This is a genomic window from Acinetobacter sp. LipI_19 (assembly GCF_058242925.1).
This window is the reverse complement of sequence record NZ_JBZAYK010000001.1, coordinates 904264-928186: the sequence shown is the minus strand read 5'-3', so window position 1 is coordinate 928186 and position 23923 is coordinate 904264. Positions and strand designations below refer to the sequence as shown.

The window sequence follows — 23923 nt, the reverse complement described above, 5'->3', positions numbered from 1 at the left end:
TACTTTTGGCACATGTAACTATGGCAACACAACTAGAATCTTCTTTACACATCTCTGATTTAATTTTACAAGCGAGCCCTGTGGTTCAATTGGTGATGCTAATCTTAGTACTCGCATCCGTTTTTAGTTGGTATTTGATTGCCAAGTTGCATATGGGCTATAAGAAAGCACATCAAGGCGATGAGCATTTCCAAAAAATCTTCTGGTCTGGTGCTGAACTCAATACCTTATATAACAATGCTCAGCTTAATTCTAAGCGAAACGGTTTAGAAGATATTTTCTATCAAGGTTTAAGTGAGTTTTTAAAACTTAAAAAACGCCATGCAGAAACTGCATCGATGATTGAAGGTACTGAACGTATCTTGCGTGTAGGACTCAGTCGTGATCAAGGCCGTTTAGAGCAAGGCTTAAGCTCTCTCGCCAGTATCGGCTCTGTCGCACCTTATATTGGTTTATTTGGTACTGTTTGGGGCATTATGAGTGCATTCATTGGCTTAGCTCAGGTTGAACAAGTTACCTTAGCCACTGTTGCACCAGGTATTGCTGAAGCATTAATTGCAACTGCGATTGGTTTATTCGCTGCAATACCAGCGGTATTAGCATTTAACCATTACACAGCAAAAGGCGAAGAAATTTATTCAGATCGAGCATTATTTGCAGAAGAAATGGTGGCGCTATTACAACGTCAGTCTGTGGGAACTACACAGGAAGATGAATAATGACAATCCAACGTTCTGGGCGTTTTGAACGCGTCAAAAAACCTTTAAAAAGTGATATGAATGTCGTTCCATATATCGATGTCATGTTGGTTTTATTGGTTATTTTTATGGTGACAGCACCCATGATTACCACGGGTGTTAAAGTTGACCTACCTCAAGCAAACAATAATCCGATTCAATCTGAAGACCGACCAGCCATCGTAACTTTAGAAGCAGATGGTTCGATTAAACTTGAAGACAAAAACCATAAAAATGAGGTTTTAACTTTAGATGAGTTGAAAACCGTACTTACAGAAAATCAGCAACAAGCTCAAGCAAATAACAAGCAATTGAGTGTCTTGATCAATGGTAGTGAATCACGCCCTTATGGTGAAGTCATGAAACTCATGTCTACACTGCAAGATGCTGGTTTAAGCCAAGTGGGTTTACTGACAGAGTCTGTAAAGTAAGTTATGAAAAATATTCAAAAGCCACAATCTAAAGAAAAAGCGATTGCACTTGGATTTACCCTAGGTATTCATGTGGTGGCGATTACTGGCTTACTTTTTCTCGGTTTAAGTCAACCACCTGAGCCACCCAAGCAAATTAAAACCATTTTAATTAAGCCTGAAGATTTACCACCACCTGAGCCCAAGCCCTTAGTCGAAACTGATGCCACTGAAACGGCAGATAGCAAGGTTGCAGAAAATACTCAGCAAACAGCAGAACCTGATCAAACAGCACCAGAAATTCCAACTGAAGCAAATAATCCCCCTGATACAAAGGCTATAGAAGCACAAAAAGCTGCCGAACAGGCCAAGGCAGCTGCATTAGAACAGCAATTGGCTATGGTAGCGGCTAAAGCAGTACAAGAAAAAGCCTTAAAACTTTCTCAAGCTAAAGCAGATGCTGCGGAAAAAGCCAAACATGAGGCAGCTGAAAAAGTAAAGCAGGCTAAAAATGCTGCTGAGAAAGCTAAGGCTGAGGCTGAAGCAAGATCTAAAGCAGATGCAGCAGCTAAGGCCAAGCAAGAGGCGCTTCAAAAAGCCAAAGCCGATGCTGTTGAAAAAGCTAGACTCGCAAGACTCAATGCCGAAGCAAAAAGCAAAGCAGAAGCTGCTGAAAAAGTCAGAAAAGAAGCCGCAGATAAGGCCCAACAGGCTAAAGTCGATGCTGCTGCAAAAGCCAAGGCAGATGCTGCTGAAAAAACCAGAGCGGATGCTAATGCAAAAGCTAAAGCAGACGCTGCTGCAAAGGCTAAAGCTGATGCTAATGCAAAAGCCAAAGCGGACGCTGCTGCAAAGGCTAAAGCGGATGCTAATGCAAAAGCCAAAGCGGACGCTGCTGCAAAGGCTAAAGCGGAGGCTAATGCAAAAGCCAAGGCAGATGCTGCTGAAAAAGCCAAAGCGGATGCAAAAGCTAAAGCAGATGCCGCTGCAAAAGCCAAAGCGGATGCTAATGCAAAAGCCAAGGCAGATGCTGCTGCAAAAGCCAAGGCAGATGCTGCTGCAAAAGCCAAAGCAGATGCGGACGCAAAACGTAAAGCTGATCTAGCACGTGAATTAGATGAAGAAAAAGCCTCTGCTGCTGAAAAAGCAAAAGAAGCTGCTGCAAATAAAAAGGCAGAAGCGAGAAAAGTTGCATCTTCTGCGAAAAAGGACTTCGAAAGTAAAGTTCGGAATGCTTGGCGTATGCCGGCTGGCTCAACAGGTCAAAAGGCATCAGCTCGTGTCACACTAACGGATAGCGGTTCTGTGGCCTCGATTATTGTCAATGCATCAGACCCAGATGTAAAAGCAAGTGTGGAACAAGCAGTTCGTAATGCTGCACCTTTCCCAATGCCATCTGATCCAGATGCAAGACGCGAAGCTCGAAGTTTTAGTGCAAATTTTACAGTGAAATAATCTTAAAATTACACCCTGTCTTGGCAGGGTGTAATTTAATGCAAGAACAATCACTTGGAAAAATCAAATGCGAGTTAAATCCATACTTCTAGCAATTTCATTATTTATTCCAACTGCATTTTTATTTGCAAATAAAATAGAACAACAAAAAATACTTGAAGTAAATACGCAACAACGCCCACCTTCTGCGTCATACGAAAAAAAACCGTCTGTACCAACAACGGAAGCATTACTTCAACAAAGTCAAATGGCTCAGCGGATAAATACCGCTAGAGTCAATCGAATTGTTAAAAAGTTAAGAAATTTAACAATTATCCAAGAAAATGCCAATGTTATTATTTACTTAGATGACAGCGGAAATGTAAAAAATATTTTAATCACAGGACAGTACAGCGAAGCTTTTTCAAACGCAATCAAAACAGCGATTCAACAAGCAGCGCCTTTTGAAGTGTCTAAACAGTCATCGCTCAATCAACTATTAAAAGTGATTCGCATCAAATTTCGTGTTGAATAAGTCCATATTCAGCATGAAATAATATATTTTAATGACAGGAACAATGACATTAGTTGTCAAGTCTTTTAAAAAAGCAATTTTTAAAGCTACACCATTTGCAATACCCAAAAAGATCAAGCCGAAATTCATTTATGTAATAAATTTGAATTTAATTTTTTTAGTAAATCTTTTCAATGATAATCTTTTGTTCACAATTACATGCTTTATATAGATTAAAATCATGTCTTTGTGCTACAAAGCTAAGCATAGTTAAAAATTGATATTTGAGTACATGAAGTCCAATGAAAATCATGCCTAAACATCTATTAGGATTCGCAATTATTGTTGCATTTAGTCCAGCATTGATTACAACATCATATGCACAATTGCAATTAGAAATTGCCAAAGCACCTGAGTCTGCGCCTAAAATTGCCATCATTCCATTTAGTAATGATCAATCTATCTACCCTATTGTTGAACAAGATTTAAATCGCTCTGGGCGCTTTACCAGTTCATCAAAAAATCTTCCTGCAACTGCAAACATAAATAATATAAATGCAGAAGCATGGAAAGCGGCTGGGGTTCCTTATGTGGTTTTAGGTGACTCTAAAACAAATGCAGATGGTTCATTGGCAGTACATTACCAACTCTATGATGTTGAAAAGCAGAAATTCCTATTAAATGAATTACTTTCAATCCCCTCATCACGTGTGCGTTCTGCGGCACATATGATCAGTGATGCAATTTATCAAGCGCTTACAGGGATTCAGGGTGACTTCACCGGACGTATTGCTTATGTGTTACGTAATCCTGCAACACCCGATAATCGCTATACCTTACAAATTGCAGATACCGATGGTGAGCAACCTAAAACAGTATTAAGTTCAAGAGACCCGATTCTCTCACCTGCTTGGACACCAGATGCGAAAAAAATTGCATATGTTTCATTTGAAACCAAGCGTCCTGCTATTTATATCCAAGATTTAGCGACAGGTGCACGTGAAAAACTCGCTGCATTTCGTGGTTTAAATGGTGCGCCAAGTTTCTCTCCAGATGGTAAATCAATGCTGTTTACTGCATCTATGCATGGAAATCCTGAAGTTTATCAAATGGATTTAGATTCACGCCAAGTGAAGCGCATGACCAACGATAGCGCAATTGACACAGAAGCACGTTATGCTCCGGATGGAAAATCATTTATTTTCACATCTGACCGTGGTGGATCAGCACAAATTTACCGTTATAGTTTTGATGATGGCTCTACTAAGCGTTTAACTTTCCGTGGTGCATTTAATGCACGTGGTACATTAAGTGCCGATGGTAAATATGTGGCTTTGGTACACCGCCCTTCTGGTAGTAACTACAAGGTTGCCATTCAAGAAATTTCTACAGGTATCACCAATATTTTGACACCAACAAGTTTAGATGAATCACCAAGCTTTTCTCCAAACGGGCAAATGGTGGTTTATGCAACACGTGAGGGTAATCGTGGCTTATTGGCAATCATGTCTACAGATGGTCGCTTCCGCATGAACCTACCAAGCGAACAAGGTGAAGTACGTGAACCTGCGTGGGCCCCTAAGTAATTTAATCAAGATGTAAATCACTTATTTAAAATTGAAATACCGGAGATCAACATGAAGTCAATTCAATATCTAGCTTTACCCTTATTAGCAGCAAGCTTGGTGATGACAGGTTGTGCAAGCCGTAAACCTGCTGCCACTGTAGAATCAGGAACCAATCCAAATAGTGCGACGACAGTAAATACCAGTGGTTTAAGTGAAGATGCTGCTTTAAATGCACAAAATTTAAATGGTGCTTCATCTAAAGGCGTGACTGAAGCCAATAAAGCATTTTTAGCAAAACGTGTGGTACATTTTGATTATGACAGTAGTGATCTTTCCAATGATGACTACCAAACACTACAAGCACATGCGCAGTTCTTAATTGCCAATGCCAACTCTAAAGTGGCATTAACAGGTCATACAGATGAACGTGGTACGCGTGAGTACAACATGGCTTTAGGTGAGCGTCGTGCTAAAGCTGTTGAAAGCTACCTGATCACCAATGGTGTTAAAGCAAACCAATTAGAAGCAGTAAGCTACGGTAAAGAAATGCCGATCAATGCTGGTCATGATGAAGCTGCTTGGAAAGAAAACCGCCGTGTTGAAATCAACTACGAAGCTGTTCCTCCTCTTTTGAAATAATGCCAAAGTTACATTATTAAAATAGACCATAAAAAATGCCCAATTGAATTGGGCATTTTTACCAGAAGTTATTCTTATTCAGCGCTTTCCCATTTCAAGATAAAGACCAGATTTAGTAAGGTAAATTAAGAAAACTTCTTACCATGTTCAAGGTGATTTATATTAATAACGCCATTTCTTAAGTATTTTCTCATTAAATAACACAATAAACCTTTCTTCTGCCCATTCATCCACTTCATCTGGATGCGCTTCAGCAAAAAACTCAGACTGCACTAAAATCAAACAACCTTTAATATAGTCATCCACGCAGTCCAGTATTCTACTTAAATAAGGCATATCATCATGATCAAAGAAATAGATTTCTTTGATCATGAAAGCAAAACATATTGCCATTACCAAGATAATCACTAAATGTAATCAGATGAGGTAAAACTGCTAAATCGACCTGACTAAATTCAGGCGCATATTGCGGCGCATTTGCCCAAATATCTTTTAAGTAGCCAATATCATCAAATTGCTGCAATTGTTCACCAATATCAGCAATCCCAAAGTGTTGATAGAAGATCTTTAAAGATTCAGGTAAGCGACAATTTAAACGCTGTTCAAGTTTTAAAATTTTCTCATCATCAATTGCAGGTGCGATCTCATCATTATTTAAATCAGCAAGAGATTCTAAAATTAGGTGAGTTTTAACTTCCCACCCCGGTTCACCAATTTTATTAAACGGAATGATAATGTCTGTTTTGTGATCAATCTCTATCATGAAGATTTATTGTTCGGAATGAATATGAAATAAATAGAAAAAGCGCTCATATCGCAATGAACGCTTTTATTGATTAAGCCTTTGACTCATCTGGCTTGGGGCTTTGCATAGATTCAATCATGTCATGCTTATTGAATTCCTTGAATTCAGGCTTAGCTTCGTAATTCTTCCATGCTTCTTTCACTTTTTCAGCACTAATATCTTTTAAATCAATGCTTTCATTTGGAGTCGGAGTCGCTTCAAACTTTGTCGTTGTCATGTCAGTGCTCCTATACGCTATTGTACGTATATTCAACATAACACTTTCTAAAATACTTTCAAGGGTAATTTCACGACAAATAACACAGGATAATTTCTATTTTGAGCTGAACTCATCTAAAATAGCCTCCATTATTTGGTTTGTAAAAATTTATCGCTTTTGGAGCACCTCTGATATGTCATATCGCACCCTATCCCAATATTTAGAACAACAACAAGGGAACCTAACACCTGAACTTGCCAATGTGATTGAAACAATTGCCAATACCTGCAAAACCATCGATCAGGCTTTACAGAAAGGTGCTTTAGCTGGTGTCTTGGGGAGTGCACAACATGAAAATGTACAAGGTGAAGAGCAAAAAAAACTTGATGTGATTTCAAATGATTATTTGATTGATGCTTTAAAAGCCAATCCAAATGTAGGTGGACTCGCATCTGAAGAATTAGATGAATTTACCCCAGCTCAAGAAAATGGTAAATATTTGGTTTTATTTGATCCATTAGATGGTTCAAGCAATATTGACATTAACATGTGTGTAGGAACAATTTTTTCTATCCTTCCTGCGCAAAATGCCGTAACGCAAGCTGAGGACTTCATGCAAGCAGGGATTCAACAAGTTTCAGCAGGTTATGTACTTTATGGCCCATCGACAATGATGGCTTTGACCGTTGGTGCGGGCGTTGTGTTCTTCACTTACGACCCTGAAGAAAAGCAATTCTTACTCACTTCTGAAAATATTCAAGTGGCTGCGGATACCAAAGAGTTTGCGATTAACTCTTCAAACCAACGTCATTGGGAAGCGCCTGTAAAACGTTATATCGATGAACTACAAGCAGGTAAAACATCTATACGTGAAAAAGATTTCAATATGCGTTGGGTGGCGTGTATGGTGGGTGATATTCATCGTATTTTATGTCGTAGCGGTATTTTCTTATATCCATACGATACTAAAGATCCTAAAAAAGCAGGTCGTCTACGTTTAATGTATGAAGCCAACCCAATGAGTATGTTAATGGAACAAGCTGGCGGCGCATCGACTACTGGTCGTACACGTATTTTAGAGATTCAACCGACTGAGTTACATCAACGTGTTCCTGTTATCATTGGTTCTAAGAATGAAGTTGAGCTTGTTACCAGCTACCACAACTAATTCTTCTCTTTTCTTACTCTCTATTTAGGGAGTAACGCCAGCTAGGGTCTGTTGCAATTTCTTTATAGAATGATCACAGACCCTACTTAATTTTTTGGACGTACTCTCCCATGCCTACAATTTTCCTTGAATCAAAAGATAATCCCAAAATTAAACATCTCAGAGGTTTAATTGAACAAAATACTTACCGTAAAAAACAAGGACAAACTGTACTTGAGGGAACGCACCTTACGCTTGCATGGTTAGAAAAAGGTCGAAAAATTAATTCAATTTTCACCACTGAACATGCCTTAGATCATGAAGATTTAGGTAGTATCCTTGACCAATATCAAGGTATTGTGTTTGTGGTCGGTGAATCTTTATACAAGGATTTAAGTACCCTTGGAACCAGCCTTGCATGTCTAGCCATTGTGGATTTACCGAGTTCAACTCAGGCACTGAACTTTACTGAAGACACGCTAATTCTTGAAAATGTCCAAGACCCAGGCAATGTAGGTACATTACTCAGATCAGCGGCCGCTGCGGGTATTGAACAAATTGTCTGTACCAAAGGTTCCGCATCATTATGGTCACCACGGGTATTACGTGCTGGTATGGGGGCTCATTTTTCATTACAAACTTATGAAAACGTGATCCTTGAAGACTTACTCAAGCAATTTAAAATTCCTGTGTATGTCACCAGTTCACATCAGGCAGAGAGTCTTTACACTAAAAACCTACGCAAACAATGTGTTTGGATTTTAGGTAACGAAGGTCAAGGCGTTTCAGATTTCGCCCTTAAACGCGCAGAAGCCGTATCTATTCCACAACCTGGTGGTCAAGAATCACTCAATGTTGCCGTTGCTGGATCGATTTGTTTCTTTGAAATGGTTAGACAACGACTATAAGGTTAATTTATTTTAAATATTGCCCGTTATTGGAAAAAATCATTTAAACTGAAAAAAATAATTGATTTACATGTCAACCCAAACCATTTTTTTAACGTTATATAGGTATGAAGTTAAAATAATGGTGGGTACCCATGACGGGATTTTCCATCTCTATGGACTTAGCACCAAAGAAGTCACAGTCTGAAACAGCAAGTGCTCAAACGAGTACGAGTGAACAGCGCCTGCGTTTTTTCATGCAGGACGTGACGGGTCGTGCCTTAGTGATGATGGAAAATGCAACCCAAGGTCACAATGGGATTGCGATGGATTTGGTTCAGGAAGCGTTTATTTCCTTACATAAAGCTTATGCAGATAAATCTACTGAAGAATGGTATCCACTGTTCTATACAATTTTAAATAACAAATTACAAGATTGGCGACGTAAGGAAGCACGACGTGCTTCTCCATTTTCGTTATTTCGAAAAATTGATTTAGATTCTGATGATGAAGAGGCAATGGAAATTGTGGATGAATCCACACCCAATCCACTTCAATTTCTAGATCAAGATGTCACCGTTGAGGAAATTCAAGAAGCCATTAGCCGCCTCCCGGTACGCCAGCAACAAGCATTTATGTTACGCGCTTGGGAAGGATTTGATACTCAAACCACTGCATCTATTATGAACTGTACAGAAGGTAGTGTAAAAACTCATTATCACAGAGCTATTCAAGGACTAAGAACTTCGCTCTCACATTTAAATCCGTATGGAGGTTCATCACATGAATAATGATGATTTCACCAAACAAGTGACGGCAAAATTGGATGAGGTTGCACGTAATCACCGCAATAAAGCAGTGGTGATGAATAATGTGCTTGACCATATTCAAGACAAGCAAACGTCACGTTTTGGTCACTGGAAAATGACAGGCTTTGCACTTGCTGCAGCTATTACTGGTTTTGTTGTGATTCCAAACGCTTTTGATATATCACCAGAATCGCAAGCCCCACAACAAGTGGTTATTAGTCCTAAACTTTCACCCCAAATGATGGAAGATTTAGATATGTTGTCTGTATTTGGTGAGGATAAAAATTCTCATGGCAGCTAGAAAATTAGCTTTGGCATTTTGTGCTATTGGTTTTCTACAAACAAGTTTTGCTGGATTTGAACGTTTTTGGATATTTTCTAAAGATGCAACTAGTCAAGTTAACGAAACATGGGATGCCCTTTCTGAGGAAGAACAAAAGGCATTGATTAAGCGCTATCAAAATTTAAAAGAAATTCCCACTGATCAAAGTGCAGCACTGCAACAGCGCATGGATTGGTTTACTCAGCTTCCTGAACAAGAAAAACAAAAAATGCGTGAAGTATGGCAGCAAATGAGTACATCTGAACGTAATGAGATGCGCAAAAAAATGCAAAAAGCATCGACCACTGATGAGCGCAATGAAATTCGTGAACAATATATGGTGAAGTATCAACAAAGTATAACGGGTTCACATTAAGCATTCTTTTTTATATTTTATTCATCGCCAGTTAAAGTTTAACTGGCTTTTTACCCTTTAAAATCCTCCTCAATCTCTGAAAAGAGAGGCATCACCTTCGCAAATTTATTCAAACTTTCTAAGCAAATATGGCATTGCAAACTTTTTATAATCAAATAATTTAATTTCTTCACCAATTGATTTAATTAAAAAAATATTCATTAAGAGAAATTATATTCTTATGTATGTGTTTTTTAACAGGTTGACTATTATCTGTTTACTAAAAACACTCCTATTTCTAATTTTCAGGCATAAAAAAACCTGCACAAGGCAGGTTTTTCATCACTTAAATTCGAAAACGAATTACAAGCTATAGTACATATCAAATTCAACTGGGTGAGTCGTTGTATTTAAACGACGTACATCTTCAGTTTTAAGTTCGATGTATGCATCCAACATTTCTTTTGTGAATACACCACCTTTAAGAAGGAACTCATGATCCGCTTGAAGTGCTTCAAGGGCCATATCAAGACTATGTGCAACTGTTGGGATTTTAGCTTCTTCTTCAGGAGGAAGATCATATAAGTTTTTATCAGCTGCTTCCCCTGGGTGGATCTTGTTTTGAATACCATCAAGACCAGCCATCAATAATGCCGCAAAACCTAAGTATGGGTTCATCATTGGATCTGGGAAACGTGCTTCAATACGTTTACCTTTAGGGCTAGAAACGTATGGAATACGAATCGAAGCAGAACGGTTACGTGCAGAATAAGCAAGCATAATTGGAGCTTCGAAGTGAGGAACCAAACGCTTATACGAGTTAGTAGAAGGGTTTGTGATCGCATTCAATGCACGAGCATGCTTGATGATACCACCGATAAAGTAAAGCGCCATTTCTGAAAGACCAGCATATTCATCACCAGCAAACAAGTTCTTGCCATCTTTAGAGATAGACATATGAACATGCATACCTGAACCGTTATCACCAACCATTGGTTTAGGCATAAACGTCGCAGTTTTTGCATATTGATGCGCAACGTTCCAAACAGCATATTTGAACTGTTGAACTTCGTCAGCTTTACGCACCATAGTATTGAAGCTTACACCAATTTCTAATTGGCAAGATGCAACTTCGTGATGGTGTACTTCTACACGGCCAGGGCCCATGATATCTTCAATACGAGCACACATTTCTGCACGCATATCTTGTGAAGAATCTACTGGAGGAACTGGGAAGTAACCACCTTTAACACGAGGACGGTGACCTGAGTTACCTGCTTCGTAGTCTTTACCTGTAGACCAAGCAGCCTCTTCAGCGATTAATGTATGGCGAGCGCCAGACATATCGATGTCCCATTTAACTTCATCAAAAACGAAGAATTCTGGCTCTGGACCAAAGAATGCAGTATCACCAATACCTGTTGATTTTAGGTATTCTTCCGCACGACGAGCAATCGAACGTGGATCACGGTCATAACCTTGACCAGTAGACGGTTCAATAACATCACAAGTAACGACGATGGTTGCTTCAGCAAAGAACGGATCAAGGAAAGCAGTTTCAGGATCTGGACGTAAAATCATGTCAGATGCTTCAATGCCTTTCCAACCAGCAATTGAAGAACCATCAAACATTTTACCATCTTCAAAAGTATCTTCATCGATAGTATCTGATGGGTAGCTTACGTGCTGCTCTTTACCCTTAGTATCAGTAAAGCGAAAATCGACCCATTTTGCGCCACTTTCTTGTATGAGTTGAAGGACCTTGTTCGCCATGCTCATTTTGCTCCAATGAATTTTTGTTGCACTTGTGAAGTGCGTGTTAGTAGTTGGTATTTATATAGCAAGTAGCATACCAACTTTTAAAATAATTGCTAAAATATTGAATTTCTTATCAGAAAATAAGCTTAGCAATACTTAAATTCCGTCTATTATACTGAGTGCAAATAGAATTGCACCATATTCAAACATACTTATCATTTTAAAATTATTACGCACAATTTAAACGCACTATTTTCGTGCAAACTAAATAAAATGTTTTATCTTGGTGCTTATATTGCGCGAACAACGCTTTTTATCGACTATTTTTTAAGATGATGACAATTTTTTATTTCAAAAGCATTAAAATAAGGCATATAAGGTAGCAATACGCCTTTAACATTTATCTATATCTCCCTCTATACAGCGATGTAATTATATTACCTACGATCTACAATTAGCCAAATTCTACTTCAGCTCTTGCAATGAGTGCTTCAACCATTACCAATACATCATCTTTTTTTCTGGCATCCACCGCAAAAATTGGCATGGTTAATTGATTTAATTGCATCCAATCTTTATAAGGTTTTAACAGATATTGAGGATTTTCATCTATATGGGTTATACCAACCACAATATTGTTTAAATGTTCCTTAAAACTTTGAAAATAAAATTTTAAATCTTCAAGTGCATCTTTTTGCGTATGGTCAATCAGCACAACTGCTCCGATTGCACCTTTACATATCACTGACCAAACAAAATCAAAGCGATTCTGCCCTGGCGTTCCATATAATCCAACAATAACGCCTTCATCTAATTTAATTTCACCATAGTCAATCCCGACAGTGGTCAATGCCTTATTATGTGCTTGCTCATCTGTATTTTGTGCTTCTGTAGATAAGACTGAAATTTCAGATAATGATTTTATTGCTTCTGTTTTACCTGCGCCCATTTTACCGCCAAAAACAATTTTATACTTTTGTAAGATCACATCATCACCTATTTGGAACTGATCACGGCATCATATAAACTGGTTATACATTTACTTATCGTGTCAGTATAAACAAACTTGATTAAAAGGTTAATTTTTAGAAGCCTTATTGGGTTCGCATACTCTTTACACAGTTAAAGCCCTAATTTTTTTCTTAACTTACCAAAAAAGCCACCTAAAATGCCTGAAGATGGTTTTTCTTCAGTAAGTAATTTTGCATCTTCCACTGCTATTTTTTTCAACGCATTGGTCATTATGCCAATTGAAACAAATTTAGCTAATTGCGCTTTGCTATAGCCTGTTTTCTGAGCCACCTGAGCAATACTTGCCCCCAATTCAAAACACGCTGCAATTTTAAAAACCATTTGGCGTTCATTTTGATGATTCGGTTGTGGCCAATCTACGAGTTTATAATAATCACTAGAACTGATTTGAATATTGACATCATCTGAATACCACAATAAATTCCATAACCATGATTTTAGCTCTACCCCTTGGAAAATACTGACAGACTGCGCCATTTGCATAGTGGCATAAGTAAAATTTAAAGAAACATCCGTCCCTTGAACTTTTCGTAGCGCGTCTACCCAAACTTGTTGTGTACGAATATTGACTAATGCGATGTTGCCTTTTGAGTCGAATACTTGAACGTTACCATTCCGTTCATTAGAAAGCTCAGCTACCACCTTGTTTAAATCAGCTTTTTTTGAAATTTGATTGACAATTTTGACGGTTTTTTCACTGACAGGTACGTGTAAATAACGGTCTTTAAACCATTTTCGAATTTCATCTGAAGCTGAAAAAGGTAGATATAGTTTATCTCCTTCGATTTGCCCTGATTTTTCGTTCTTATTAATCAGACGCAAGTATGGGACTTTCTTAACACCAATCAAATTCTGAATTGTTGGCGAACTAAAAAACATATCATTCACAAGAAGAATATCTAAATGAGGATCAGCAATATTCGCCCAACTTACTTGAAGTGAGTCATCATACATAGATCGTATCTTTTGCTTAATTGCATCAAGCACATTTAAACTTAAACCGAATATAGCGATTTTTACTTCTTCTTTCATTTAGCCCTCACGGCCTTATATAAAGTGTGAACAGTTTATCATTTTTATTAAAAAATAAAATATAAAACACTATAGATGCGGTAAAAAATATCTACAAATTTAATATACTATTAAGCGTATAAATTACAAGAATAGTTATTAAAAACATTTGAAGTAATCATGAAACTCAAGCAGTCAAGATAATATATAGTATTAAATTTCAATAGTTTAATTTAAAAATAGCTAAAAAAGTGACATCACGGGTTAGAAACAATTCCGATTAATTTTAATAAAACTAAATATTTTATTTAAAAATATTAATAACATTTGTATATTAATATCGAACTCATGCATAAATTGTGTTTTAATAAGTTAACCTTATTTCTTAAGCTACTCCATTTCCAAAAAGAGCAGTTAAATGAATATCAATGTATTCAACAGCACCAGCATATCTCACACTATTTAACGGGTGAATAAAGCCTAGACTCGTTAGGGCTTCAGTCGTTGTATTTGCTTGAATTGCTAGATTTTAAATATAATCATGATTATTATTATTTTTAATATCAGATTGATCAGGAATATAATAAGTGTTACTCGGATTGGAAGCGTGTAAATACTAGATTTATAAATACTGTTAAGATTTTAATGTGACGACGCAGTTATCCCACATGTTATGGCTGCATGAATTTGATTAGATACAAATAACAACATTAAAGCATCTATTATATTTTCACTTATTTACCTTTTTATAATTTTGCTCTTACTTATTCTTAATAAATAATTGAAAATAATATGTTTGAATATTTCAACTTTAGAAAATATCAATTAAATCTTCTTCAATTAATTAAAAATTTTCTATAATTTAACAATATATGACAAACAGAGAAGTTTCAAATTTTTAAGTATTAAAATGAGTAAAATAAACTTAATAAAATTTAAGAAATAGGTTTTTAAGCATAGTTATAAAAGAGTATTTAGCTAAACAGTAAATCTTATATATTGAACTTTATCAATTTTCATATACTAATTATAACGAGCACCTTTAAAATTTAGTAGTAAAAAGATGTCTAATCACCCTTTAAAACTATTTTCTTTTTAACTTGTCAGCTTATCAACCTTACCCTATACGTCCTGAAAGCTAAAATTTATGCGTCTTTACATTAATTAAGATTGAATGCGAAAAATAGCCATCACGTGGGCTTTTTTCTATAAGTTGACCGAATTTTCAAGCACTAACTGTTCATCTTTCCTAATCTTCAACAACAATTTAACATTTATGAATTGTCGTAGGCTGATATAAAAAAACCCACCTTTCAGTGGGTTCTCGGAGATAAAACATGAAGTGTGTGAGTCATACACATATATACTATAGCTGAATTTCATAGGCAGAAATCAAAAACAAATACGTTATAACGTAACAAAATAATTCCCTAAAATTAATTCAGAGTCTCTGTAAATGCGAAACTATAATTGCTGATAAATAATGATTCGACCAATCGAGAGAACTGATCAGAAATAATCTAAACCTAACACAATGGCCAATAAAATAGAGGAGAGAATCAAATAGGTATTAATAGTATTAAAGCTCTTAAGATAATTTAACATTCGTCATTTCCCATAAGAATTTAATAAAATACTACATAGATGACTGAATCAAAAAAGCTTAAGAAAAGAAAAATAGACAAAAAAACACTCAATGAAATTGTTCACTGCACTTATGAAACATTAAATCTGTTTGGATTAATTTGATCTTGTATAATTGAGATGTGACACATTCCCAGTACTGATATATAGCAACCAGTGTTACATATTTGACTTTATTGTACCAATTTGAAAGAGTTTGCATGAATATACCAAGCTGTCTTGCGATTTCTGAAGCATTTTCCTCATTTTTTCGATTAATTTTTATGTTTTCAGCTTAAACTCCACTGTATAAAACTTTTGTTTTGCTTATGGTAAACTCCTGATAAGTGTGTTTAGCTTATCAAGTTAAAGTCTTTATTTTTTAACAAAACACATCATTATTTTATAGATTCGCATAAATCATATTATATTAATTTTAGAAAAAGTTTAAATAACATAAATTATGAATGTAAAAATAATTATACTGCGCAATTTTCCTAATAATGACTTTTATGATAAATTATCATTTATAGGAATGTTGCATGAAGAAAAAATATGGGATATGGAGGAATATTGGCTTTTAGAATGGAGGATTTATAATCTTAAAAAAAATTCATCTGAAATTAGATTGGGAAGTTTTTAGGATTTATAGCTTTATTATGCTTTCCCTAAGCTCTCATTTAGATAAGAATGACTCCTTTAAAATAAGGAGTTTGGAACTAGCATTAATTTATGAATTTAGGGAAAGAATTCAACTAGTATTTGAGGGTTATTTCTCCCAAATAATGCCAAGGCAAAGCATTTTTGAAAAAACTAATCCTTTACTTGCTTTTACTTCAACATAATCAGTGTTAAATGAAACGTCCCTCACTTAAAGGATCATGCTTTACTCAATCTTTCAAGATCAGGTACATGTTCATAAGTTGTAAATCAAAAATTTATGTAAATCCAAGTGATTTCAAAGATCGAAAGTGATCTATGAGCCGAGATAAGCTGTCTAAGAAATTAATTTACTAAAAATTGGACGATTAAAGTTTATTAAATCTATTTCTAAACTGCCTATGTACCCGTGAACCGAAGCAACTGAGAAAAGAGCTAAACCAATTAATTTGATTTTTCATTTTCAAATCTGCCCTATCTAAATTTAATACGTTCAAATCATTGGTTTACTAAACTCATTTTGTCTTTATCAATATATTTATCGTATTCATGTTGATACTTTTTCGCTAAGCTTACTTTATCATCATCTTTTAAAATTTTGCCAGATTGCTGGAAAAATTTATGCTCTTCTTCATCTAAATGATGATGTACCAGCTTACGTAGCTGTTTTGCTATACGTAACCAACTGGGGTTATTGAATTCATTTTCAGTCAGTTGTTCAAGTAGCTCATCTATTTCATGATGCTCAGACAAAGCATGCCTTGTTATATTTAAACCTGCATCTGTCATCATAAGAGGTATGTAAAAATACCTGTCTTCAGCCACAGCATGTGCAAATAATTCATTTTTTAATAATGAAAAATAATGTTTTCTTTCTTCTGAGTTACCAGTGGTTTCAATTAACTTATCAGATAACTCTCTTTGTTTTTCATGACTAAATTTTAAGACATCAAATATGGTGAGTTGCTTACTATGGCTCATACTTTTATCCTATTGATGGAAAAATTAATTTCATATTCAATCTTAATGGATAAACTTATATTTATTATTTGATTCTTGTTTCAATAGTATTTTAATTGTAATTACTAATTATATAGTATGATCTATAAAATTTAAAAATCAATTAAAAAAAACATCGACTTAAGGCTTTATTCTGCTCATCATTCAAAGTACTACACTCATTGTATGTTCAAACAGTATCAATGAGCCATAGCGTGATTTCGTTACCCTACCCTAATTCTAATTTTAAGAGTTTAGAGCAAGCCTGCCTTAAAAACCGCTTCGCTCTGCTCCCTAGGTCATATTCCCAAAATAAAAATGTTGAAATTAATTGCGACAAGTTTATATTAGGTATATCGGTCTACCTAATTTTTAATATGAAAACTAAATCTGCTAAAGAAAAAATCTTAGAAGCTGCAGCTACATTGTTTTATAACGATGGAATTGCTAACACAGGAATAAATACAATTACTGATAGGGCTGGTGTTGCGAAAATGTCACTGTATAACAACTTCCCAACTAAATCCGCTCTAATCTCTTCATACGTTGAATTTAGGCATCAAGAATGGCTGGTTCTGTATCAGAAAAGGAATGCTCAAGCTAAATCTCCCCTCGAAAGTATTTTAGCTGTTTTCGATGCATATCAAGATCATGCTGAGTTTGCTTATGAAAAAGGATTTAGAGGATGTGGATTACTGAATGCAGCTGCTGAATTTCCTGCTAATAGTGTTGAAAGAAAGGCAATAAAATCACATAAAGATGAAATTGAAAATATTATTTTAAATCAACTCTCACTGCTTATTTCAAATCACGAAAAAGCTCATGAAATAGCATTAATGTTTTCTTTTATTTTAGAGGGTTCAATTGCGAGAGCTGGTTTGGAAGGTTCTAGTCAAAAAATTAAAGCAGCCAAAAAAATTGTAATTAGCATTCTAGAACAAGAGGCCATTCAATGAATCATTCAATTTCGAATTCTTCTAGTTATGGTTTTATTGCAGTTCTTTTAGCGGCATTTCTTTGGGGAACTACAGGTACAATAGCTACTTTTGCCCCAAATCTTAGTCCTCTTGCTATTGGTGCAGCAGCAATGGGCGGTGGTGGCCTTTTACAGGCAATTTTAGCTAGAAAGAACATTAAAAATAACATAACTCAGATAAATTCTAATTTAATCATTCTTTCCATAGGTGTCATTTCTGTTTTCATTTACCCATTAGCATTTTATTCTTCAATGCATCTAGCGGGAATTACAGTCGGGACAGTCGTTTCGATTGGCACAGCACCACTATTTACAGCTCTTTTAGAAAGATTTTTTGATCATAAAAAGCTTTCTATTAAGTGGTTTATTTGTTTTGTGTTGGGTATTAGTGGTGTAATTTTATTATCAATTGGAGAAAGTCATTCATCGATTTCGTCAAAACAGATTACAAATGATAGACAAATTCTAGGAATATTTTTAGGAGCTCTGGCAGGACTTACCTATGCGTTATATTCTTGGATTGCCAAAAAACTGATAGATAGAGGTATAGATTCAAAAGCCTCTATGGGCCTAATATTTGGTATTGGATCTCTATTTTTACTGCCAACATTATTTTTTACTGGTGCAAATTTGTTTGAGGAAAATATAAATATTTATGTGGTTGGCTATATGATGCTCATTCCAATGTTTTTAGGTTATGTCTTATTCGGATATGGATTAAAAACTGTCCCAGCAAGTAAAGCGATTACCTTAACGTTATTTGAGCCATTAGTTGCTGCCATATTAGCTATTGTTTTAGTTGGGGAAAAATTGGCACCCATTGGTTGGATTGGCATGATTTTTATTTCATTGTGCTTAGCGCTTCTTTCTAAAACTAAGTAGCCCTCAATCTAAGAGCCATGCTTCATCTAATTTTTCTTTATCAATTCGCTCTGTATCAGCTCGTTTCGTTCTGCCACTTTTGTATATCTCTTTATGTAATCAGTGATCAGCCAGCTGAATCGAATGATTTGCCAAGTGAAGTGGTTAATAGTTTGGGAGAAGTGGTGTAAATCAAACTAAACAATGTATATGGACTGAATATCTGGATGGTAAAGAAGGAAGGTTAATGGAAATTGATCGTCGTGTCCGAGAAAAGGTTTTTATTGATTACTTGGATATGGTCGCAAAAAGTTCTACTCTGAAATTAAGCAAGTAAATATCAAACAACCCAATCGAATTTCGGAAAAGATGTGTTCGGATATGACTCCTATGCAAAGTAAAAAGTGGAAGAATTTAAACAAGAATCTGATATCATAGCCTGCACCTAGCAGGCTTTTTTTATTTTGTGCTGTAACTAGGTACTTTTTTCAAAATGGGTAACCTAATGGGTATCCAAATTCATCAAACAAAATAAATTGATAAATTTCTATAGGTTAATATCAATATGCTTCTAATGATCGAAAAGAAGCAATTTCATAAAATACTATTAAATAGAATAAAAACGACAATTTAATCAAAATCTTAAAGAACATCATCCTATAAAATAGCATTAAATAGGTCTAAGTGACATTAATAGGGTTTGTGAGTAAGATAGTGAGTAACAGCTATTTTAATAAAGTTACTCACAAGCATGTTAAGTGATACTAAAATCAAGCAATTAAAAGCCAAAGATAAAATGTATAGAGTCGCAGACCACTCAGGTTTGTGCTTGGAAGTGCGTACGAATGGCTCTAAATTGTGGCGTTATAGATTTCGATTTCTTGGCAAGGCATCTATGTTGAGTTTGGGGGAATACCCTGTTGTAACTCTTGCTCAAGCTAGACAAAAAGTAAATGAACAAAAAGCTTTGCTTGATAAAAATATTGATCCTTCAAAATATAAACTAGAAGAAAAAGAAAGGGCCAAACTTGCTGCTGAGTCCACCTTTAAAGAAATTGCACTAGAGTGGTATAGCACCAAAGAAAGCAAAAGATCAGAGTCGTTTAGACGTGATGTAGAAAAAGCTTTTGAAAGAGACCTATTCCCCGCCTTTGGACATAAAAGTATTCGATCTATTACGCCTTATGATGTTCTGAAAATGCAAAAGGACACTATCGCACGTATAAGCAAACAGATGAATCATGGCACTGGTGAAACAACTGCAATTAGAAATAGACAGTATGTAAACTCTATATTTAATTACGCCATCGCTAATTTAAGATGTGAAGATAATCCAGCCATATCTCTTGGACAAACAGTCGAAAAACCACCTAAACAAACTGCCCAGCCTTTATCTATAGAAGATCGTGCAAAGTTTAATGCTGCACTATCTAAATCAAAAAGCACAGAGATGGTTAAAAACTCAATACGATTGCTCATGTACTCAATGTTGAGATCTATTGAAATATGTCGTTTAAGATGGGATTGGGTAGATTTTGAAAAAGAATTAATAGTTATCCCACCAGCATCTAGAGATCAGTTACTCGTGGGTGAGCGAAATATTAAAATGAACCGTCAACACTTAGTTCCATTGAGTAGACAGATGGTTGAAATCCTTAAAAACCAAAAAATACAATCTAATGATGAATATGTGTTTTGTTCGGTTTTTAATAAGTCCAAAGTAATGAACAAAAGTACAATTAACCAAGCATTAAAAACAATGGGCCTAAATTGCACTGCTCATGACTTCCGCGCCACTGCATCCACTATTTTGCATGAAAAAAATTACAGTTCAGAATGGATTGAAATGCAGCTTGCCCATGTTGATAAAAACATTGTGCGTGGTACCTATAACCATGCTCAAAACTTAGATGAAAGAAGAAAAATGATTCAAGAATGGTCTGATATTGTTGATAGTTGGTAAATTTAAAATGAAATTTATTGTTATTTAATTATTAAAATTAAAAATGATACACTTGTGTGAACTGAACTTTCAGGTTAAACAATTATTTACTCTTTATTTTTGATTTTATCGGCTTCGTTTGAGTAATATGAATTCACTCAAAGGAATAAGGAGCTTAGATATGGAATTAGATGATTATCAATTTAAAGCATTAAAATACATTTTAAAAAACACACCTGAATCGGTTGAAAATAATGCTGTAGACAACAAATTAGACCCTGACGCTGCATTAGGAATCCTTACAAAAGTTGTAAGCAATGAAAATTATTTGAAAGATCTTTCTGATAAGCAATCTTTTATTTTCAATAAAACTGTTATGCCATTAATTACCAAGGTTAAATGCGATGGAATGATGGGAGCACCCTGTATTGGTGATAATTATCTCAATGGAGAAAGTTTAGTTGAAGCCTATATGTATAGCGAATTTAGATGTAGTGAATGTGCGGACACTATGAATAGACATGGATTTTAATATGTGAGTTAAAGCTCATGTGCTCAAACTATGAAATTCCCTCCCGAGAATCCTTATCGCATCTTGATGTCGAAACGGATCAGATTGAGTTAGATTTAAAACCACACATCTATCCGGGTTACCATGCCCCGATTATTATGAAAGGTTTTGATTTGGATTTCGGTAAGTTTGGGCTTTTGCCTGCTTGGGCCAAAGATTTCAAATTTAGCTCTTATACTTATAATGCACGTACTGAGACTGTAGCTGAAAAGCCAAGTTTTAGGCATGCGTGGAAATACAGCAAATTCTGTTTAGTACCTGTACAAGAGTTTTATGAGCCAAAGTATATCGATGGCAAGGCACATTGGTACACTATCAAGCGAGAAGATGAACAGCCTTTCACTGTCGCAGCAATCTACGATGATGCTGTAATCAAAGATTCAAAGGTCAGATCATTTTCAATGCTTACAATCAATTCAGACAACCACCCTTTTATGAAGCAATTTCACGCACCTACAGATGAAAAAAGATCAATCATAGTGATACCAGATGAATACCGACATGACTGGTTGAATGTTGATAAAGAAAATGCGCATGAATACTTTTTTGAAATGCGTGATGAGTTTGTCACTTTTCCGCGTGACCACTCGTCCGAAGTGACGAAACAAAATGACCTTTTTTAGATCACCTATGATTATCCACAGCTTTTAAATTTGAAATTTTAAAACATACAAACTAAACTCTTGAATATGTAACGTAATCAAGTGGTGTTTTTATGGATATTAAATTAGATGACAGTTCATCAAAAGCAAAGTTGTTAAAGCTAAATGAAGCAAGTCTAGCCCACTTGAGAGACTCAAAAGTTATTGATATCAGAGCACATTCTTCTAAATCGAGATGCCTATCTGACATATCTAGAATATCTTCATTTCAAGCTACGACAAAGTATTCTATTCCATTAGTTCTTAATAAAATTGCTGCAGGTTTCCCTTCTCCAGCTGAAGATTACATTGATAAAAATTTAGATATGAATGACCTTCTGATTTCAAACAAGGAAGCTACATTCATTGTTCAAGTTGAATCACTTTCAATGAAAGACATTGGAATTGATATCAATGATTACTTGATTGTTGATAGAAGTATTCGCTCACAGCATCAAGATATCGTTATCGCATTCATCGACAATGATTTCACTGTAAAAAGAATGATGATTACACAGCGAATGTCACATGATGAATTGTTTGATATTTTTCATAATGAAAATCTATTAAAAGATTTGCCAGCAGTATGGCTCAAACCTGAGAATATTGAATACAAACCAATTATCCCCTGCAATGAACAAGAATTAGTAATTTGGGGTGTAGTCACTAAAATTATTAAGAACTTAAAATGAAACATGAAGAAAAGATATTTGCTCTTATTGATATCAATAATTGCTATGTCTCGTGTGAACGTTTCTTTAACCCCAAGCTGAACAATGTCCCTGTCATCGTACTTTCTAACAATGACGGTTGCGCGGTTGCTAGATCAAATGAAGCTAAAGCTATGGGCATCAAGATGGGTGTTCCGCTATTTCAGATAAAGGATGTAGTCCAAAAAAATAACGTTCAAGTACTTTCAAGCAACTATGCGATATATGCGGAAATGTCGCGTCGATTTCACTCAATCTTAGCCGGGTATGTTGCACCACATGAACAAGAAATCTATTCAATTGACGAATGTTTTCTAGATCTGACAAGCTTTAAGAATAACTATGATCTTGTGGAGTATTGCCAGAGAATGCGCGAACGCATTCAAGAGTGGATTGGACTCCCCGTATCGATTGGAATAGGCCGTAGTAAAACCGAGGCTAAAATCGGAAACCATATGGCTAAAAAAGGAAAGAGGTTTAATGGAGTCTGTGATTTAGCAACTATGGACCCGAAATATCGTGATTATTTTTGGTCGCTGGTTGAAGTCGGTGAAGTATGGGGCGTGGGCAGAAAGCAGAATAAAAAATTGAATGATATGGGCATTAAGACTGTTTTAGATTTATCCAAAGCAAATCCGCCAGTTATGGGAAAGATGTTCACTGTTTGTATGCAAAGAACTGTACTTGAGCTACAAGGCATATCATGTATGCCGATAGACGATCAACCAAAGCCAAAACAACAAATCGTTGCAAGCAGATCATTTGGTGTGAAAATCACTGAATTGCAAGACTTAAAAGAAGCGATGTCGAAGTATGTGCAGGACGCGGTAGGTCGATTAAGGAAAGAAAAGCTATTGTGTGGTGTGATCACGGCTTTTGTCCAGTCAAACCCTTTTGATCAATCTATGCCGTATTACAGTAAAGCTCAGACTTATAAGTTTGCAGAACCCACAGATTGTGTTCTTGATCTTGTTGAAGTTGCTTATTTGCTATTGGAAAGAATTTATAAACCAGACATCAAATATAAGAAATGTGGTGTGTTTTATTCAGAGTTAATTCTGAAATCAAATCATATCCCCGACTTGCTTTCAGATCATGAAGCAAGAGCTTTAAATGAGAATTTGATGCAAGCATATGAAGATATTCAAGGTAAATTTGGCAAAGCTAAGATTTCTGTTGGCCCTTGTTATTTTAAAGATCGAAAGTGGTCAATGAGTCGAGATATGTTGTCTAAGAATTATTTTACAAAATACGGACTAATTAAAGTTCGTTAAAATTAGGAATCAGAATACTCAATAAATTTTATGCACTGT

Annotated in this window: 26 protein-coding genes; 19 read left to right on the top strand and 7 right to left on the bottom strand. The window is 35.6% G+C overall.

What is annotated here, in order from left to right; translation table 11 throughout:
- Positions 1-20: 20 nt before the first annotated feature.
- From tolQ to pal, 6 genes are all read left to right on the top strand, one after another.
- Complete coding sequence (gene tolQ / locus AC4CVF_RS04455) at positions 21-719, top strand: protein TolQ (protein WP_336953995.1); 699 nt, start codon at positions 21-23, stop codon at positions 717-719.
- Positions 719-1168: a protein TolR gene (tolR, locus tag AC4CVF_RS04450; protein WP_336953996.1), complete on the top strand. Its 450-nt coding sequence runs from the start codon at positions 719-721 to the stop codon at positions 1166-1168. The genes tolQ and tolR overlap by 1 nt, the downstream gene beginning before the upstream one ends.
- A gap of 3 nt (positions 1169-1171) precedes the next feature.
- Entirely contained in the window at positions 1172-2602 is a 1431-nt protein-coding gene (gene tolA, locus AC4CVF_RS04445) for a cell envelope integrity protein TolA (protein WP_490788984.1), read from the top strand.
- Positions 2603-2669: 67 nt separating this feature from the next.
- Complete coding sequence (locus AC4CVF_RS04440; protein WP_490788983.1) at positions 2670-3116, top strand: hypothetical protein; 447 nt, start codon at positions 2670-2672, stop codon at positions 3114-3116.
- 281 nt (positions 3117-3397) lie between these two features.
- On the top strand, positions 3398-4681 hold the full coding sequence (tolB, locus tag AC4CVF_RS04435) for a Tol-Pal system beta propeller repeat protein TolB (RefSeq protein WP_419360499.1): 1284 nt from the start codon (positions 3398-3400) through the stop codon (positions 4679-4681).
- A gap of 51 nt (positions 4682-4732) precedes the next feature.
- Positions 4733-5302: a peptidoglycan-associated lipoprotein Pal gene (gene pal / locus AC4CVF_RS04430; RefSeq protein ID WP_004822680.1), complete on the top strand. Its 570-nt coding sequence runs from the start codon at positions 4733-4735 to the stop codon at positions 5300-5302.
- Positions 5303-5464: 162 nt separating this feature from the next.
- Here pal and AC4CVF_RS04425 read toward each other — a convergent pair whose 3' ends face one another.
- The 3 genes from AC4CVF_RS04425 to AC4CVF_RS04415 form a co-directional block, all read right to left on the bottom strand.
- Positions 5465-5674: a hypothetical protein gene (locus AC4CVF_RS04425; RefSeq protein ID WP_419360501.1), complete on the bottom strand. Its 210-nt coding sequence runs from the start codon at positions 5672-5674 to the stop codon at positions 5465-5467.
- A complete protein-coding gene (locus AC4CVF_RS04420) occupies positions 5649-6065 on the bottom strand; it encodes an SMI1/KNR4 family protein (protein WP_419360503.1) in 417 nt (138 codons plus the stop codon). The genes AC4CVF_RS04425 and AC4CVF_RS04420 overlap by 26 nt, the downstream gene beginning before the upstream one ends.
- A gap of 73 nt (positions 6066-6138) precedes the next feature.
- The gene (locus AC4CVF_RS04415) at positions 6139-6324 is read right to left on the bottom strand and encodes an NF038105 family protein (protein ID WP_004724542.1); all 186 of its coding nucleotides are present in this window, start codon (positions 6322-6324) and stop codon (positions 6139-6141) included.
- 175 nt (positions 6325-6499) lie between these two features.
- On the opposite strand from AC4CVF_RS04415, the gene AC4CVF_RS04410 reads away from it, so the two are divergent.
- The 5 genes from AC4CVF_RS04410 (at position 6500) to AC4CVF_RS04390 (ending at position 9847) form a co-directional block, all read left to right on the top strand.
- On the top strand, positions 6500-7474 hold the full coding sequence (locus AC4CVF_RS04410; RefSeq protein WP_314338101.1) for a class 1 fructose-bisphosphatase: 975 nt from the start codon (positions 6500-6502) through the stop codon (positions 7472-7474).
- A gap of 110 nt (positions 7475-7584) precedes the next feature.
- Entirely contained in the window at positions 7585-8361 is a 777-nt protein-coding gene (locus AC4CVF_RS04405; RefSeq protein WP_336954000.1) for a TrmH family RNA methyltransferase, read from the top strand.
- 155 nt (positions 8362-8516) lie between these two features.
- Positions 8517-9131, top strand: a complete 615-nt coding sequence (locus AC4CVF_RS04400; RefSeq protein ID WP_336954070.1) for an RNA polymerase sigma factor — start codon at positions 8517-8519, stop codon at positions 9129-9131.
- Entirely contained in the window at positions 9124-9450 is a 327-nt protein-coding gene (locus AC4CVF_RS04395; protein WP_336954001.1) for a hypothetical protein, read from the top strand. The genes AC4CVF_RS04400 and AC4CVF_RS04395 overlap by 8 nt, the downstream gene beginning before the upstream one ends.
- Positions 9440-9847 (top strand): DUF3106 domain-containing protein, encoded by a 408-nt coding sequence (locus AC4CVF_RS04390; RefSeq protein WP_336954003.1) that lies wholly within the window; start codon positions 9440-9442, stop codon positions 9845-9847. The genes AC4CVF_RS04395 and AC4CVF_RS04390 overlap by 11 nt, the downstream gene beginning before the upstream one ends.
- Before the next feature lie 342 nt (positions 9848-10189).
- On the opposite strand, the gene glnA is transcribed toward AC4CVF_RS04390, so the two are convergent.
- From glnA to AC4CVF_RS04375, 3 genes are all read right to left on the bottom strand, one after another.
- Positions 10190-11605: a type I glutamate--ammonia ligase gene (gene glnA, locus AC4CVF_RS04385; RefSeq protein WP_336954004.1), complete on the bottom strand. Its 1416-nt coding sequence runs from the start codon at positions 11603-11605 to the stop codon at positions 10190-10192.
- 433 nt (positions 11606-12038) lie between these two features.
- Complete coding sequence (locus tag AC4CVF_RS04380) at positions 12039-12572, bottom strand: GTP-binding protein (RefSeq protein WP_336954005.1); 534 nt, start codon at positions 12570-12572, stop codon at positions 12039-12041.
- A gap of 134 nt (positions 12573-12706) precedes the next feature.
- Positions 12707-13648, bottom strand: a complete 942-nt coding sequence (locus AC4CVF_RS04375) for a hypothetical protein (protein WP_419360504.1) — start codon at positions 13646-13648, stop codon at positions 12707-12709.
- Between the two features lie 2065 nt (positions 13649-15713).
- Between AC4CVF_RS04375 and AC4CVF_RS04370 the strand changes: the two genes are divergently transcribed.
- Positions 15714-15893 (top strand): Imm41 family immunity protein, encoded by a 180-nt coding sequence (locus AC4CVF_RS04370; RefSeq protein WP_490788982.1) that lies wholly within the window; start codon positions 15714-15716, stop codon positions 15891-15893.
- Positions 15894-16408: 515 nt separating this feature from the next.
- Here the strand turns inward: AC4CVF_RS04370 and AC4CVF_RS04365 are convergent.
- Complete coding sequence (locus AC4CVF_RS04365; protein WP_336954008.1) at positions 16409-16891, bottom strand: hemerythrin domain-containing protein; 483 nt, start codon at positions 16889-16891, stop codon at positions 16409-16411.
- A 395-nt stretch (positions 16892-17286) separates the two neighbouring features.
- On the opposite strand from AC4CVF_RS04365, the gene AC4CVF_RS04360 reads away from it, so the two are divergent.
- The 7 genes from AC4CVF_RS04360 (at position 17287) to AC4CVF_RS04330 (ending at position 23884) form a co-directional block, all read left to right on the top strand.
- Positions 17287-17865 carry a TetR/AcrR family transcriptional regulator gene (locus AC4CVF_RS04360; protein WP_490789910.1) on the top strand — a complete coding sequence of 193 codons (579 nt, stop codon included), beginning with the start codon at positions 17287-17289 and terminating at the stop codon, positions 17863-17865.
- Positions 17862-18767, top strand: a complete 906-nt coding sequence (locus AC4CVF_RS04355) for a DMT family transporter (RefSeq protein ID WP_336954011.1) — start codon at positions 17862-17864, stop codon at positions 18765-18767. Before AC4CVF_RS04360 ends, AC4CVF_RS04355 begins: the two co-directional genes overlap by 4 nt.
- A 730-nt stretch (positions 18768-19497) precedes the next feature.
- On the top strand, positions 19498-20709 hold the full coding sequence (locus tag AC4CVF_RS04350) for a tyrosine-type recombinase/integrase (RefSeq protein ID WP_490788981.1): 1212 nt from the start codon (positions 19498-19500) through the stop codon (positions 20707-20709).
- Between the two features lie 160 nt (positions 20710-20869).
- Positions 20870-21220 (top strand): hypothetical protein, encoded by a 351-nt coding sequence (locus AC4CVF_RS04345; RefSeq protein ID WP_490788980.1) that lies wholly within the window; start codon positions 20870-20872, stop codon positions 21218-21220.
- A gap of 17 nt (positions 21221-21237) precedes the next feature.
- Entirely contained in the window at positions 21238-21882 is a 645-nt protein-coding gene (locus AC4CVF_RS04340) for an SOS response-associated peptidase (protein ID WP_490788979.1), read from the top strand.
- Positions 21883-21974: 92 nt separating this feature from the next.
- Positions 21975-22592, top strand: a complete 618-nt coding sequence (locus AC4CVF_RS04335) for a LexA family protein (protein WP_490788978.1) — start codon at positions 21975-21977, stop codon at positions 22590-22592.
- Positions 22589-23884 (top strand): Y-family DNA polymerase, encoded by a 1296-nt coding sequence (locus tag AC4CVF_RS04330; protein WP_490788977.1) that lies wholly within the window; start codon positions 22589-22591, stop codon positions 23882-23884. The genes AC4CVF_RS04335 and AC4CVF_RS04330 overlap by 4 nt, the downstream gene beginning before the upstream one ends.
- Positions 23885-23923 lie beyond the last annotated feature (39 nt).